The sequence below is a fragment of the Photobacterium panuliri genome (assembly GCF_059920555.1).
Genome location: NZ_CP197193.1, coordinates 480,701 through 494,905 on the forward strand (window position 1 = coordinate 480,701; position 14,205 = coordinate 494,905).

Annotated in this window: 15 protein-coding genes and 1 pseudogene; 11 read left to right on the top strand and 5 right to left on the bottom strand. The window is 45.3% G+C overall.

From position 1 onward, the window contains the following. The first annotated feature begins 146 nt into the window (after positions 1-146). From ACSF8X_RS18330 to ACSF8X_RS18340, 3 genes and pseudogenes are all read left to right on the top strand, one after another. On the top strand, positions 147-215 hold the full coding sequence (locus tag ACSF8X_RS18330; protein WP_500852117.1) for a hypothetical protein: 69 nt from the start codon (positions 147-149) through the stop codon (positions 213-215). 101 nt (positions 216-316) lie between these two features. After that, positions 317-475: a hypothetical protein gene (locus ACSF8X_RS18335; protein ID WP_500851925.1), complete on the top strand. Its 159-nt coding sequence runs from the start codon at positions 317-319 to the stop codon at positions 473-475. 57 nt (positions 476-532) lie between these two features. Continuing rightward, positions 533-1,060, top strand: a pseudogene (locus tag ACSF8X_RS18340) (histidine phosphatase family protein); the annotation flags it as partial. Between the two features lie 86 nt (positions 1,061-1,146). On the opposite strand, the gene ACSF8X_RS18345 reads toward ACSF8X_RS18340, so the two are convergent. Together ACSF8X_RS18345 and ACSF8X_RS18350 are read right to left on the bottom strand one after the other, a co-directional pair. After that, positions 1,147-1,569, bottom strand: a complete 423-nt coding sequence (locus ACSF8X_RS18345; RefSeq protein WP_047879317.1) for a DUF3010 family protein — start codon at positions 1,567-1,569, stop codon at positions 1,147-1,149. A gap of 103 nt (positions 1,570-1,672) precedes the next feature. Beyond that, complete coding sequence (locus tag ACSF8X_RS18350; RefSeq protein WP_500851926.1) at positions 1,673-2,185, bottom strand: YgjP-like metallopeptidase domain-containing protein; 513 nt, start codon at positions 2,183-2,185, stop codon at positions 1,673-1,675. Positions 2,186-2,358: 173 nt separating this feature from the next. On the opposite strand from ACSF8X_RS18350, the gene ACSF8X_RS18355 reads away from it, so the two are divergent. From ACSF8X_RS18355 to ACSF8X_RS18370, 4 genes are all read left to right on the top strand, one after another. Then, positions 2,359-2,811 carry a methyltransferase family protein gene (locus tag ACSF8X_RS18355; protein WP_500851927.1) on the top strand — a complete coding sequence of 151 codons (453 nt, stop codon included), beginning with the start codon at positions 2,359-2,361 and terminating at the stop codon, positions 2,809-2,811. A 148-nt stretch (positions 2,812-2,959) separates the two neighbouring features. Continuing rightward, on the top strand, positions 2,960-3,364 hold the full coding sequence (locus ACSF8X_RS18360; protein ID WP_047879320.1) for a SpoIIAA family protein: 405 nt from the start codon (positions 2,960-2,962) through the stop codon (positions 3,362-3,364). Between the two features lie 166 nt (positions 3,365-3,530). Then, the gene (locus ACSF8X_RS18365) at positions 3,531-4,196 is read left to right on the top strand and encodes a hypothetical protein (protein WP_500851928.1); all 666 of its coding nucleotides are present in this window, start codon (positions 3,531-3,533) and stop codon (positions 4,194-4,196) included. 153 nt (positions 4,197-4,349) lie between these two features. Beyond that, entirely contained in the window at positions 4,350-5,240 is an 891-nt protein-coding gene (locus ACSF8X_RS18370; RefSeq protein WP_500851929.1) for a 6-carboxytetrahydropterin synthase, read from the top strand. 94 nt (positions 5,241-5,334) lie between these two features. On the opposite strand, the gene ACSF8X_RS18375 is transcribed toward ACSF8X_RS18370, so the two are convergent. Next, entirely contained in the window at positions 5,335-6,852 is a 1,518-nt protein-coding gene (locus tag ACSF8X_RS18375; protein WP_500852118.1) for a phospholipase D family protein, read from the bottom strand. Positions 6,853-7,268: 416 nt separating this feature from the next. On the opposite strand from ACSF8X_RS18375, the gene ACSF8X_RS18380 reads away from it, so the two are divergent. From ACSF8X_RS18380 to rsgA, 3 genes are all read left to right on the top strand, one after another. Beyond that, positions 7,269-8,762 (top strand): DEAD/DEAH box helicase, encoded by a 1,494-nt coding sequence (locus ACSF8X_RS18380; protein ID WP_500851930.1) that lies wholly within the window; start codon positions 7,269-7,271, stop codon positions 8,760-8,762. Between the two features lie 333 nt (positions 8,763-9,095). After that, positions 9,096-10,328 carry a glycoside hydrolase family 5 protein gene (locus tag ACSF8X_RS18385; protein WP_500851931.1) on the top strand — a complete coding sequence of 411 codons (1,233 nt, stop codon included), beginning with the start codon at positions 9,096-9,098 and terminating at the stop codon, positions 10,326-10,328. Between the two features lie 171 nt (positions 10,329-10,499). Beyond that, a complete protein-coding gene (rsgA, locus tag ACSF8X_RS18390) occupies positions 10,500-11,537 on the top strand; it encodes a ribosome small subunit-dependent GTPase A (protein WP_500851932.1) in 1,038 nt (345 codons plus the stop codon). Between the two features lie 661 nt (positions 11,538-12,198). Here the strand turns inward: rsgA and ACSF8X_RS18395 are convergent. Next, complete coding sequence (locus tag ACSF8X_RS18395) at positions 12,199-12,792, bottom strand: LysE family translocator (protein WP_500851933.1); 594 nt, start codon at positions 12,790-12,792, stop codon at positions 12,199-12,201. Positions 12,793-12,909: 117 nt separating this feature from the next. On the opposite strand from ACSF8X_RS18395, the gene ACSF8X_RS18400 reads away from it, so the two are divergent. Next, positions 12,910-13,353, top strand: a complete 444-nt coding sequence (locus ACSF8X_RS18400; protein WP_047879325.1) for an Lrp/AsnC family transcriptional regulator — start codon at positions 12,910-12,912, stop codon at positions 13,351-13,353. A gap of 98 nt (positions 13,354-13,451) precedes the next feature. On the opposite strand, the gene ACSF8X_RS18405 is transcribed toward ACSF8X_RS18400, so the two are convergent. Next, positions 13,452-13,958, bottom strand: a complete 507-nt coding sequence (locus ACSF8X_RS18405; protein WP_500851934.1) for a P-loop nucleotide/nucleoside kinase family protein — start codon at positions 13,956-13,958, stop codon at positions 13,452-13,454. Positions 13,959-14,205 lie beyond the last annotated feature (247 nt).

The following is a 14,205-nucleotide window of genomic DNA, read 5'->3' on the forward strand; positions in this document are numbered from 1 at the left end:
ATGCCTGTGTAGTCTTAGGGTTTAATTTATAATGATTTTTTAGGTGGAAGGCGAAATTTTCAATTAAGTCTATGTGTGTTTCATTATTTAGCTAGAGCGAAATCACGCTGTTGATTCGAATTTATCAAGGTGAGTTGGGTATGCTGATGGCTTTGGCCTTGGAAATGCAGATTGAAGGCTTAGAATCGGTGATTCGCCCGCTAAGGCGTGATTGATTACGTAAATGTTAATGTAACACTGTGTTTTCCCTTTTATGCTGGGTAAATAATTGGTTAGTATCACTTTTCGTGTTTTACCGATTACTGAAGAGGCATGGATGCTCCCTCAGCCCCACCTTGTATATATTCAGGTTCACCAGAACCGTTTCAGTGTGTATTGGCCCGTTGAAGACAAACAGTATGGGTTTGAATCTGGCTCGCCGTTTTCATCCTCGTGCTTGGCCGAGGGCGCGCAACAGGTTTATGTCTGGCAGTAAGAGCCTATAACCCCAAGCCGCTATTGGCTAAGAGAGATATTCAATGAGGAGAAATTCATGGACGTAATTTTTGTACGACCCGGTGAGCCTGACTATTCGCTGGCTGACCAACGGGCGATGAGCCAACTGGAAAAGGACTATTCGCCATTAGCACGCGCAGCTGTTGATAAAGTGACGGCATTGTCAGAACAGCGCATTTTCCGTGGGGCGCAATTGATAGTGTCATCCCCTTATACCCGTGCGCTGCAAACGGCGGAAATACTAAATCGTCGTCTGGGGTTGGATTTGTATGTGGAGCATGATTTGCGAGAGTGGCGTGCTGATCTGGCTGGTGGGTATATTCCTCTTGAAGAGCGGGATAGACGTTGGAAGGAGTATCGCCATTTTCTGCAATTTGGTATGACGGCTGACAATCCAGCTTACGAAACAAGCGATATGCTAAGGGCTCGCGCCGAAGAGGTGCTGTCACGTTATCAGTATGCAGAGAAGATCATTGTTGTGTCGCATTTTAATGTGTTTGAAAGCCTTCAGGGCTACCAAGATAGGGAAGGGCTGCGCTGTGCGAATTATCGCTGTTTTGAGTTTGTACCGTCGTGGAGTTCGGACAGTGCAGAAATGAGTGAGATAAGAGGTAAGAAGCCAGAACGGTGCTGGCTTCTTGATAGATAAGCTTACTTGCTCAGGTACGCATAACCTGTCATGAAGGCCGCTTCCTGGAACTGACGTAGACCAGTTGCGCGGAATTCGATGCCTAGAGGGTTACGCTTAAGACGCTCTTTGATTTCTTGGTTGGTCATGAAATCAACTTCAACGCCATCGATCAGCTGTAGAGCCGCTTCCAGTTTGAAGCCAACTGCACTACCAGCAAATTTACCGCGTGTTTCACGGGTACGGATAACAACGCGATCAACGTTGTAGTCATTCAGCAGCTTCTGGAATGTCTGCTGGAATTTTTTCATTTCTTCGTTGTTCAGGGAATCCTGCATGATGAACTTCTGGGCGCGGCATTCAGGAATGTCGAACAGACCATTGCTTTTTGACAGAAGACAGATTACCGCTTCGTTACTACGTAGCTCAACAGCACAAATTTTCATGTAAACACCTACAAATTAAGTTAGCGGCTCATTGTAAGCAAAATGCTTACGGTTGTCAGAATAAAATTAGTGGGGTAACAACTTTTCATTGAGTAGCGGTGGGTTAGTTGTCTGTGTAAATCGGGCCGTCTAATTCAATTTGGGTGAGTAGCAGACGCATATCGAACTCGAGCTGGTGGTACTCTGGCTCCATATGGCAACAGAGTTGGTAAAATGCCTTGTTGTGTTCTTTCTCGCGGATGTGGGCCAATTCGTGAACGGCGATCATTTTTAACAATGGCAGTGGTGCGTGCTTGAATACAGTGGCGACGCGGATCTCTTTGCGAGCCTGAAGTTTGTTGCCGTGTTGGCGAGAGATAAACGTGTGCATACCCAGCGCATGGTTGACCACATGAATTTTGCTGTCATAAGCCACTTTGCTAATCGGTGGCGACTGGCGGAGGTATTCGTTTTTGATGTCCATGACATACTGGTAGAGCGCCTTTTCCGATTGAATATCATGGCCGTTAGGGTATTTTCTCAGTAAGTATTTCTTGAGGCTGTTTTTCTCGATCATGTTATTCACCTGATCGATAAGATGACTCGGGTAGCCTTGTAGGTATTTTAATGTTTGCATGGCTCTATTCTAAGAAATGGTTACGTGGCGTTAGCTGCACAGTGGTTGCACGATTCTAGCGATATGAGGTAACGGCTGCAAATATGCTCAAGCTAACAAGGGAACATCTTCAGCATACCGGAGCGGCTTGGGTATAATGATCTCCATATCAATGTATTAATGAGGACGCAGGGATGTATTTGAGACTACCGCCGCCATTGGTGATGTTGCTGACACTGGCTGGGATGTACGGGCTGGCATCGTATTGGCCCATTTACCAATGGCATTTTACCGGCCAATTGGCGGTGATATTGGTGTTGTGCTTGTTGGGGGCGGTTATTGGGTTGGCTGGAGTCGTGGCATTTGCCCAAGCCCAGACGACGATCGATCCTCGTTTTCCCAATAAAACATCTTCTTTGGTCACTTTTGGAATTTACCGCTATAGCCGTAATCCGATGTATTTGGGGTTGCTGTGCTGGTTGATTGCTGCCTGCCTTTATTTTTCAGCGTTGTCGCCTTTTCTTATGCTGGTGGTGTTTGTGTTCTATATGAACCACTTCCAAATAGCCCCAGAAGAGGCGGTGTTGCAGGCCATGTTTGGCGAGGATTACACGGCCTATTGTCAACAAGTACGCCGTTGGTGCTAGGCATGGTGGAATTTAATTTCCCCCATCTGGTAACTACTCAAATAGTCGCTCCCCGTTGTCTTGCCGGCTGATCTCGAGGGTACGGGTATACTACACTTGTATCTTGATGTTGGTTAGATACAGCTCTACGTAGATAGGAGTTAAGACCATGACAAATATACATGGCATTCACCTAGATATAAAACAGTTAGAGAACAATCAGGTATTTGTTGAGGTAAAAGCGATTGGTACTTTGACGCATCATGATTACGAGAAAATAACGCCTTTGTTGGATGAGGCTTTGCTCAATGTTAAAGAGCCTGTGGTGAATATGTATATCGACGGTACGGAGTTCGAAGGTTGGGAGCTCCGGGCTGCTTGGGACGATTTAAAATTGGGGCTGCAATACGGCAAGACATTTAACAAGGTCGCTATTTACGGTAATCAGCGCTGGCAAGAGATCATGAGTAAAGTCGGTGGGTGGTTTACCAGCGGCGAAGTTCGGTATTTTGAAGACCCTCTCGAAGCATTGAATTGGCTACGAAATGAGGATACCGGAGAGTCAGAGCCATAGGCGCTTTAAAGGGTATAGCCCCTTGTTAGATATGGATGAGCATTTTTGTATCTGCCATTTCGAGAAGTGGGCTATGGTCTTGATTTATTGAATCAACTACTATGTTGCCATGTAATTTGAGTCGTCGGGTTTGGATGTTCGGCGAAGTTCGCAGTAGGTGAGAAGCATGGCAAAAAAGCAGGTAGCAATCGGATTGATGTTGGCAGTTTTACCTTATCAGGCATGGTGTGGTGAGGCTGACGATGCTGTTGTTGAAGCAGTGGAAAATGGAAACCAGTACTTTGTCTCACTTCGCGCTGGCGGGAGTCTGATTGGTAATGATGACAGTGCTAAGTTAGTCGGTGGGCAGGTTGTGGATACGGACGATGGCGGCATTGGCGGTTTTGCCGGTGTAGATGCAGGGGTGTACCTCCATAATAGCCAGAATCGGGTGTATTACAGTTATGAATACCATAAAGCGACGACACAATTTGCTGGTAAAGATGCGTATGACACGGTGTCTAGTTTGCATCTGATCAACGCTGATTATTTGTTCCGTACTGAGAAATCGTTACAGCCTTTTGTCGGCCTGCATTTTGGTTATGCCTTTAGCAAAACCGAGTCTGATTTTCCCGGAGAGTTTGACGATAATGGTTTGGTGTTTGGTCTTCAAACCGGTATTGGCTGGCAGGTTATGAGAGATCTTTCCTTAGAGGTTGGTTTGCGTCATAGCGTGTTGCCTGCAGAGCGGGAGTCATGGCAAGCCGAAGATGCCAATGGCGCTCCGGTTGAGGTGCACTCTCAGTTAAAAGGGATAGCATCGGCTTATGCGGGAGTGACGTATCGATTTTAGTGGTTGGTATCGTTGTCGTTTGGCGTTAACTTGTCCCTTTAATTCAGTATCTTAAGATAGTTGATAGGGTCTTTTAGTATTCCTTGGCGGTTTACTCTTTGATGCAGCTGCGTATAATGCTTTGCCGAAGTGAGAATCAATAAGGACTTCACGTTGAAGCTATTTGTAAGAGACCTGACGGTTGTAGATGCGTCATATCTGTGCCCGACGCGTGGTATGGTAGGTGAAAGCTGGATCCTGGATGTAGTTATGTCCGGTGAACTCAATGAAATGAGTATGGTGCTTGATTTCAGTCGGGTAAAAAAACAGATCAAACACATCGTGGATGAATTTGTTGATCACCGTTTGATTATTCCTGCAAAGAACGCGGCTATCTCGATCGGGCAGAGTACGTCTGGATATCAGACCGTGGATTTGGATCGTGGTGATAAAAGTATTTATTTACATTGTCCAGAGCAGGCGTATTGCATTATTGATTCTGACGAAGTCACTATTGATTCGGTTACGCAGCATATTTGCAAAGTGTTGCAAGGCCAGTTACCTGAAAATGTTCAGGGCCTTGAAATTACACTTCGTCATGAAAAGATAGACGGCGCGTTTTACCACTACAGCCACGGCTTGAAAAAACATGACGGTAATTGTCAGCGCATTGCCCATGGTCACCGTTCGCCGGTAGAACTGTTTGTTGATGGGCAACGTGATGCTGAACTTGAAGCTAAATGGGCCGAGCGTTGGCAGGATATTTACCTTGGTAGCGAGGAAGATCGTTGCTCAGTGTCAGAGCTGACTCTTAGCGATGCCGCGAAAGGTGTCGTAACCGACAATGCGTATTTCGGTTTCCGCTATACCGCCCCTCAGGGCGAGTTTGAATTGGCAATTGCCCAATCTGAAACTGAAATCTTGCCAACAGATACAACAGTAGAGTTGTTGGCCAGTTATATTGCAGAGCAAGCAAGCTGCTGGGTCGACGCGGGCAAGTCAATTGACGTTGTTGCCTATGAGGGGGTCGGCAAAGGTGCCATGGCCTCTGTGGTGGCTCGCTAACTCGACCTTATTATTGAATACTCTCCAAGCCCCGTTCATACGGGGCTTATTTTTATCTGCTTTTTATCCGATTTAGCCTTTAATCGAGAGATGATTAGAGCTGGTTTTCAATGGGTAGGATGCTTGCCAACCAAGCCCCGAGTCGTAGCCAGACACTTGCATCGGGTTCATTGTCATAGGTAATGTTGGCAAAATCATTGTGCCACAGGATGTCACCTTGTTCATTGAGACTGAGGCGATAGGTGCTTTTTTGTAAGTTATCGTCCAGTTCGCTAAATGCGGCATCAATAAACTCCGGAGAGTGAACCAGCACACCCATTTCGGTATTGATAAACGCCGAGCGTGGGTCGAAATTGAATGAACCGACAAAAATTTCCTGGTCGTCGATAATGAAGGTCTTGGCATGGAGGCTGGTACGTGAACTGCCTAGCCATGAACGTTTCTTTTTGAGTTTTGGATCGACTTTGACTTCATACAGGGCGATACCGGCTTCGAGCAGCTGCGAGCGGTATTTTGCATACCAGCCATGAACAGCGAAAACATCATTTGAGGCGAGCGAGTTGGTGATAATGATGATGTTAAGACCATTTTGGGCGGCGGCAACCAAGGCATCTGTCCCTGACTGAGTTGGGACAAAGTAGGGGGAGACCAAAAAGAAGGACGACTCGGCTTTGGTGAGGATTTGATCCAAGGCGTGGAGCATTAAGTCCGTTTCGGCTGGGTTGTAGACTTTGCTGGGCAAGTCGTAGTGGACGGAGGCTCTGCCCCAGAAGAAGGTGAGGGTTTCTTCATTGAGTGCCTTGACCAGTGGTAGGTTCGTAAAACTTGCGACATAGTCCGAGTTTTTGAAATGTCGGTTGAGGCTCTCTTTCCAATGGGCGATATCGGTTTGTGATATTGAGCTAGGTTCATCGATGAGTGACTCAACAGGGGTAGCTGGTGAGCTGTTCCAATAAAGATCGAACTGTTCGCTGATATCAGGCACGGCCTTGCCTAGCAGCATGAGATCGAAGTCGCCGAAATCGACGCTGTTATTGGCAGCAAAGTATTCATCGCCGATATTGCGGCCACCAACGATGGCAAAGGCGCTATCGGCGATAAATGACTTGTTGTGCATCCGGCGGTTACTTTGGTCAAAATCTTTGACAAAGCCGAGCATTCGCATTGCTCTGTTTTCAAATGGATTAAATAGCCTTAGCTCGATATTTGGGTGGGATGACAGTGATGCCATCGCCTGATCGTTTCTGGACTGCATGTCATCGAGCAGGATACGGATCCGTACGCCACGCTCGGCGGCAAGGTAGAGGGCATAGGTCAGTAGCGAGCTGGTGGCATCATCGCGATAGATATAATACTGAAGGTCAATGGTTTTCTCTGCTTTGTGGATTAAGGCAAGGCGAGCAAGCAGGGCCTCCTGACCGTCATTGAGCGGGTAAAAACCAGTGCTGTCATTTGGAGCATGCTCCATATAGTCAACAGCAAGCCCACCGAGTGAGGTATTTGCATCCATAGGTACGGCATAGCTGGCTTCTTTTGTGAAATCTAGTGGTGATGAGCATGCGGTCAACAACACGGTTGCAAGGAGGCAAAGAAGCCATTTTCGTGGTGTGATGGCGGGATGCCTGCTATCGCAAGATGTTTTGCGCCATCGGTAAGTAGAAGGGGGCGTGATCATAGGGAAGACATATCCATTTGTTTGCGTTAAACATTCCGTTGGGTATTGCTATAGCACCGAATGACTCGGTGGCTTAAAAGTACACGGTTCATAGTATACCCGAGCTCTTTCAAGATGTTTGTATCAAAGAGACAGTATTGGTCATGCATTAAGGAACTGTTAGGCATGCCCCCCAAGTGATGGTGTAGGGCATAGGATCATGCGGAAAAGAGAGGAATCATGCGATGAATGTGAATTAAGTATTGATGCTAACGTCCAAAACATTCAGAATGACGAACTTTTCCGCTTTTTCATCTGTAAGTTGTCAGGTCAGGCGGATGAATACCATTAGATAAACAATTGAGAATCAAAGTATGGGTTTTACCTCGTTAGGTCTTTCTGCGCCAATCCTTAGAGCTATTCAGGAAAAGGGATACGACACACCGTCACCGATTCAGGCACAAGCGATTCCCGCAGTGCTCGAAGGCAAGGATGTTATGGCCGCAGCCCAAACAGGTACAGGTAAAACGGCAGGCTTTACGCTGCCTATTCTGGAGCGATTGAGCCAAGGTCCTCGTGTTAAGAGCAACCATGTTCGTGCATTGATCCTGACACCGACTCGTGAGTTGGCCGCGCAGATCAATGAAAACGTTGTGACTTATAGCCGCCATATGCGTTTACGTTCCAGTGTTGTGTTTGGTGGGGTTAAGATCAACCCTCAAATGCTCAATTTGCGTAAAGGAAGCGATATTCTGGTTGCAACACCAGGACGCTTGATGGATCTCTACCAACAAAATGCAGTTAAATTCTCACAGCTAGAAGTGCTGGTATTGGATGAAGCAGACCGTATGTTGGATATGGGCTTTATTCGTGATATCCGTAAAATTCTGGAATTGCTGCCGAAGCAGCGTCAAAACTTGCTGTTTTCAGCGACCTTCTCTGATGAGATCCGCGAATTGGCCAAAGGTTTGGTGAATAATCCGGTAGAAATTTCGGTGACACCTGCGAACTCGACAGCAAAAACGGTTGAGCAGTGCATTTATCCTGCAGATAAGAAAAAGAAACCTGCAATGCTGGCTGAGCTGATCAAGGCCGGTAATTGGTCTCAGGTATTGGTGTTCTGTAAAATGAAGTACGGTGCCAACCGTCTTGCCGATTACCTGAACAGTCAAGGGATCACTGCTGCTGCTATTCATGGCAACAAGAGCCAAGGTGCTCGTACTCGCGCATTGGCTGATTTCAAATCTGGGCAAATTCGTGTATTGGTAGCGACAGACATTGCGGCGCGCGGTATTGATATTCCTCAGCTTCCTCAAGTGGTTAACTTTGATTTGCCGCATGTATCGGAAGATTACGTTCACCGTATTGGTCGTACCGGCCGTGCGGGTGAAGTCGGTAAAGCGATTTCTCTGGTTAGCGAAGATGAAGCTGCGGATCTGTTTGCGATTGAGCGCTTGATCCAGCAACTACTGCCTCGTATTGATCTTGAAGGTTACAAGCCATCAAAGGCCTTGCCTGAGTCTAAGTTGGATACGCGTCCAATCAAGCCGAAAAAACCGAAGAAGCCGAAAAAACCTCGTGTTGCGGTAGAGGGTGAAGCGGGTGATGCTAAGCCAGCAGCAAACAAGCCACGTCGCAGTGGTGCTCAGCGCAGTCAGTCCGGTAACAAGAAGCCAGCAAATGGCGGCCAAAACCGTAATAAACCAGCGGGTCAAAAGTCAGCGGAAGGTGGCAACCGTAACACAGCGGGTCGTTCTAATGGTCGTACGTTTAAGACCACGAATGAGCAGAGCAAAGCCGGGGGAAAGCCTCGTCAGCATGCGCGCAAACCACGTCCAGCTAGTCAAGCAAAAGCTGCACAAGCTTAATTGATAAAAAAGCCGCTATTAATTAGCGGCTTTTTTGTAGCAATCTATATATTTCTATCGTATTGATATCAATTTATTTCATTACCTAATTTAATTTATGAGTTTGTTTTTTATTTCCAATTCAACTTGTGTTGTCTGATTAATTACGTTAAATCAAGTGATAACGTTTATTAAATAGATTCTAGAGTTAATTTTTCATCAGCCTTATTATTGATGTTGTTTTTATTCATGTGATCAATGGCTTGTTTTTATATATTTTATATCTGGTCATACCTGTGGTTGTTTATTTGTCTGCAATTATTCTTAGTGAATACAACAACAGAAAGGCTAGAGATGAATAATAAAATATTTCTTAAAGATTCAGAAAAAACGTTAACGCCAGTTGAGAAATATGGTTACTTATCAATTAATGATGATGGTTTGATTTATAGTGAATCAGCCAAGGAAGTGGTTCAGTTAAAAGGGTTGAGTTTTCATGGGTTAGGCTTTGGCCCTGAAGATCCTGCGGTTAACCCTGTTGGACCGAAAGAGTTCGCCAACCGAAAAGCCGTGATAAATCTGGCTCAGATGTTAAAAGCTGATATTGTGCGTGCGCCTGTTTATGTTGATGAGTGGGGGGGCTTTTTCCATACGGCAACTGGGGATGATGAGAAATACTCTAACCAATCCGTGAATAGGGATAATTTATATGGCCGTGTTGCCGCTATTATCAGCGGGGCCGTTGAAGCTGGTTTATATGTTGTGATTGATTGGCATATTCTTAATGTTACGATACCCGATGAGGCGGTTGGTAATTCGGGCGCTGAGGCATATCATAAAACAAAATATTGGCAGTCAAAATACAGCAGTTATGCTCCCGTTGATCCGGATTATCCTGATATTTATGAAGATACGGTACATTTCTTTGCAAACATGAGTCGTACCTATGGGGATCTGCCGAATGTCATTTTTGAATTGGCAAATGAACCCTCCAAGGCGACGTTAGTTGAATCGTATGAGGATTGGCATAATTACGTTGAACCTTGGGCGAAAGAGATGATTGAGGTTATTCGGGCGAATGATCCTGATCCGGATCATCCGAACTTAATTTCAGTCGGCACGCCAACATGGTCTCAGTATGTCGGTGTGGCCGCAGAAAGTTCGATTGAAGACGCTAATGTAATGTATAACGCACATATCTATGCCGGAAGTCATTTGTATCCAAGTGGGCCAAATGATAAGACCCTGTCAGAAGGTGAGCGGATACGCGACGAAATCATTATTGCACGTAAGGCCGGTAAGGCGGTCTTCATCTCTGAATGGGGCTCGACAACCGCAGATGGGGCAGCAACGCCTGATCGTGAGCAAGCAATGCTTTGGGATGAGTTCTTTAACCATGAGGGTGATGCCAATACCCCTACGATGTTGCTTAGCTCCTGCTATTGGAATATCTCCAGCAAAGATGAGGCCTCGTCAATTTTCAATCCGGATGTGGTTGATCCGATTGGTCCATGGGTATCCAGTAACTTGTCAGAGTCAGGTGAAATTATTCGAGACATTTTACTCAATCACACAGAAGAAGATTAAGGCCAGATTTACAATCTGAATAGTGTGTGAGAAAAGCCGACATTAAGTCGGCTTTTATTATGATGAGTGGGGCTATTGGCGAAAAGAGCAATGATGCTAGCTTGACTTGTCTATAGCTTCATAGTTCATACTTAAAGCCAAGTAATCATGCTGATGTTAGGTAAAGCATATATGATCGTTCCATCATTAATAGACTTGGGTATGCGCCCGTTTTTCCAGCAACAGTTGTCGTTGGAAGAGCTTGAGAGTAGTGCTCTTGGTCGTGTTATTGAGCTGCACAAATCCGAAGCTGTACTTTTAGCGGGCAGTGAGGTTTTGCGTTTTAAACTGACCCCGAATCTTGAGCCGATTTGTGTCGGGGACTGGGTGGTCTTTAATGATGAGCGGCTCATCCGCGTATTGGAAAGGCAATCCTTGTTTCAGCGTAAGGCCGCCGGCAGCGCCAATGAACGTCAGCTTATCGCAGCTAATATTGATACGGTTTTCATTGTGAGTTCGCTAAACGGTGATTTTAGTTTGAATCGTATCGAGCGCTATTTGGCGTTGGCGAAAGAAACGTATGTTGAACCCGTTATTATTCTTACTAAAGCCGACCTCTCTTCGGATGCAGATGCTATACGTGACCAAGTCCAACAGTTGGATTCGTTGTTGAGCGTGCATTGTGTGAATGCGCTCGACAGTGACGATATTGCGGTATTAAAACGCTATTGCCAGCGTGGTAAGACACTCGCGTTTATGGGCTCATCTGGGGTGGGTAAATCGACGTTGGTTAACGGTTTGTTGGGACGTGATGCAATGGAAACTGGCGGGATTCGTGAGCAAGACAGCAAGGGGCGTCATACGACCACTTACCGTGCTATTAAATGGTTACCAGAAGGCGGCTTGTTGATGGATACGCCGGGAATGCGAGAGCTTCAGCTTAGCGATGCTAAAGAGGGAATCAAACTGACCTTTGCCGAAATTGAATCTCTTGCGGAGCAATGTCGTTTTAGCGATTGTCAGCATATCAATGAACCCGGCTGTGCCGTCCTTCGTGCAGTGGACACAGGCGAACTTTCAACTCGGCGATTGGATAATTTCCAAAAGTTATTGCGTGAGGAAGCCCATAATAGCGCTACCTTGGCGCAAAAGCGGGCCAAAGATCGTGCCTTTCAGAAGATGGTTAATAGCGTGCAAGAGCAAGCGCGTAGTGTGAAAAAATACCAGTAGCGGATATTGCTTTCCCAAACCATAAGAGAACCGACGATGAGTCGGTTTTTTTGAATCTTGCGGAGAGGCAGGAATTTATGGCACGAGTAAAGTGAAAATACGAATTATGGTGTTAAGCATTTTTTTGTGTGTAATTTGGTGTGATTTATATTGCTATTTAAATGCAATGAAGTGCAGTAATAGTTATAAAATAGCGTCATGTCTCACAGAAATACTTTCTCTTGAAAAGAGCTTATAACCTATCAAATTTGGATATTGATTCGGCATAATCTGGGTATTGTGTTTTTTTGTTTTAAATGTTTCTGTTTTGTAGTGAAAAGGTCTTTCTATTGTTGGCATTTTGGGCGTGTTTTGAATCAGCTGCTGGTTCACATATAGATAAAGTTAAGTATATTGGTTTTAGTCCAGCAGCACAGTGAACTCAGAGCAAGTTGACTCTGTATTGTTCAAGGTCTTGAGTCGGTAAGTTGTTACCATGTATTTAGCGCTGGCGGAATTTTACAAGGAGTAAGTATTATGGCAAAGCGTGTACCTAATAAACGAATTAAACAAATGCTCGATGATGTGGCTAAAGCGAAGAAGTAATCGCCACTATTTTGAGAAAGGCCTCCTACATGGAGGCTTTTTTATATCCGTTTACTAGGAATGATGATCTTAACATTCAGCTGAATAGAATGGGGTAGAGTGAGGCGAGCAATAACACTGCCATCGTTATATTGAAATATTTTGATTTTGTTTGGTTTGCCAAAATAGATTGCATCTGTTTGCCTGCGTATGTCCATAGGGTCACAGAGGGGACATTGACAAGGGCGAATATAGCGGCAATTAAAAGAACGATATGAAAATCCCCATTGGCATTGAATAGGGATATGGTCGAAATTGCCATCGTCCAGCCTTTGGGGTTTACCCATTGGAATAGGACGGCAGAGTAGAAGCTCATCGGTTGGTACTTGCCTTCCCCGTGCAGACCCGCTGGGCTGGTGGCTATTTTCATTGCTAAATAGAGCAAATACCCGACACTGATAATATGCAGAGCAGTATAGAGCTGGGGGTAAGTGGCGAAAATACCTGAAAGCCCCGTGCCGACTATGCTTACCATAAAGCTAAATCCTGTGATGATGCCTAGCATATGCGGCAGCGTGCGTTTGAAACCGATATTGGCGCCTGAAGCCATTAACATAATATTGTTAGGGCCCGGTGTGACGGTGGTTGTAAAGGCAAAAATAGTGAGCGCCATAAGTTGTTGGTAATCCATGATGCTTTTTCTCTAGCAATGATGATTTGAGTGCATCTGGATATATTAATGCTCGATAAGATGAATTATATTCACAAATAACCTTATAATAATTTATTTGTGCAATAGAGTTGTGTGATGGATAGGTTTGACGAAAGAATATTGTGCGAGCTTAAGAGCAATGGAAAGTTGACCAATGTTGAGCTGGCAGATCGGGTTGGATTGTCCCCTTCGGCAACCTTACGCCGGGTTCAGGAGTTAGAGCGGCAGAATGTCTTAGTTGGCTATCGTGCCGTGCTCAACAAGCAGAAAATAGGTATCGGCTTTATCGCGTATGTTGCGGTTGGTTTGTCTAATCATAGCCGTAAGTCGCAGCAAGAGTTTGAAATTGCGATTTCGGCAGCCCAAGCTGTGGTAGAGTGCCATAACATCACCGGGACAAGTGAATATCTTTTGCGGGTTGAAACGCACGATCTGCCAGCCTACAAAAGGTTTCATGCCGAAATTCTAGGGGAGAGCCCCCATGTGAGTTCAATCACGACGATGGTGGTGATGGACAGCGTCAAAGACGAGCGTGGTTAATGGTTTTATCTGGTCGCTACTGCGCAACGATACGGAATACCAAGTCGCTGTTTAATCACCAAGCGTTGCGAATCACTCTTAACTGCTTGTATGCAATTTCACACGTCTAGCTTTTCAATTAGTTCTGCGAAAGCCATTTCAATACTTTTGCCTGCCGTGTCTATTTTGATTATATCGGTTTTCCAAGCTTCGTAATGGCGGTTCTGCACTTGTTTCCAGTCAGGTAATTTTAGGTTTGTTACTTCACTTCTACGAGTGATGGCTCTTTGTTCGTGTTCACTGCTATCTGAGCAACTAATTTCAATATTGATGAATTTAGCCCTCACACTTTCTGCGACTTCCTGCCACTCACGTCGCGTAAGCTCGATAGGATTACAAGAGTCTGAGATACAGCTAATCCCAAGCTCTAAGTTGTCTCTGATTATACGGTAGCTTAAACGATATCCTTCACCTTCAACTTTGAAGTTACAAAGATCTCGAAGCCCTTGCTCAACTGTATCAATGCGAACATACGTAGCACCCGCTTTAGCCGCTAACAGTTTAGCAAGAGTCGATTTGCCTGAAGCCGGGAGACCCGAAAATATGTATAAAATAGGATAGTTCAATTGACCTCCATTTCTTGCATTTAACTATGACATAAGGTGCGCCACGATAAACTTACCAAGCGCACCAGACTCCATACCAAAACCGCCGAGTGTAACGCGTCACCTTGATGTTTTTGTTAGCAATTTCTGACTCAATGTAACAACTAGCATACAAACAAGCGCAACTATAAATGAAAAGCCAAAAACTAGATACATTTCAAGATCAGCGAGATCCTCTCCATTGCTAGTTTCAAAATATTGCACTAAA

Excerpts from the sequence above, each read along its gene's own strand:
- ACSF8X_RS18380 (WP_500851930.1), top strand. The coding sequence starts at position 7,269 with ATGGGTTTTACCTCGTTAGGTCTTTCTGCGCCAATCCTTAGAGCTATT.
- ACSF8X_RS18385 (WP_500851931.1), top strand. The coding sequence starts at position 9,096 with ATGAATAATAAAATATTTCTTAAAGATTCAGAAAAAACGTTAACGCCA.
- ACSF8X_RS18360 (WP_047879320.1), top strand. The coding sequence starts at position 2,960 with ATGACAAATATACATGGCATTCACCTAGATATAAAACAGTTAGAGAAC.
- ACSF8X_RS18400 (WP_047879325.1), top strand. The coding sequence starts at position 12,910 with ATGGATAGGTTTGACGAAAGAATATTGTGCGAGCTTAAGAGCAATGGA.
- ACSF8X_RS18365 (WP_500851928.1), top strand. The coding sequence starts at position 3,531 with ATGGCAAAAAAGCAGGTAGCAATCGGATTGATGTTGGCAGTTTTACCT.
- ACSF8X_RS18355 (WP_500851927.1), top strand. The coding sequence starts at position 2,359 with ATGTATTTGAGACTACCGCCGCCATTGGTGATGTTGCTGACACTGGCT.
- ACSF8X_RS18335 (WP_500851925.1), top strand. The coding sequence starts at position 317 with ATGCTCCCTCAGCCCCACCTTGTATATATTCAGGTTCACCAGAACCGT.
- ACSF8X_RS18395 (WP_500851933.1), bottom strand. The coding sequence starts at position 12,792 with ATGGATTACCAACAACTTATGGCGCTCACTATTTTTGCCTTTACAACC.
- rsgA (WP_500851932.1), top strand. The coding sequence starts at position 10,500 with ATGATCGTTCCATCATTAATAGACTTGGGTATGCGCCCGTTTTTCCAG.
- ACSF8X_RS18345 (WP_047879317.1), bottom strand. The coding sequence starts at position 1,569 with ATGAAAATTTGTGCTGTTGAGCTACGTAGTAACGAAGCGGTAATCTGT.
- ACSF8X_RS18350 (WP_500851926.1), bottom strand. The coding sequence starts at position 2,185 with ATGCAAACATTAAAATACCTACAAGGCTACCCGAGTCATCTTATCGAT.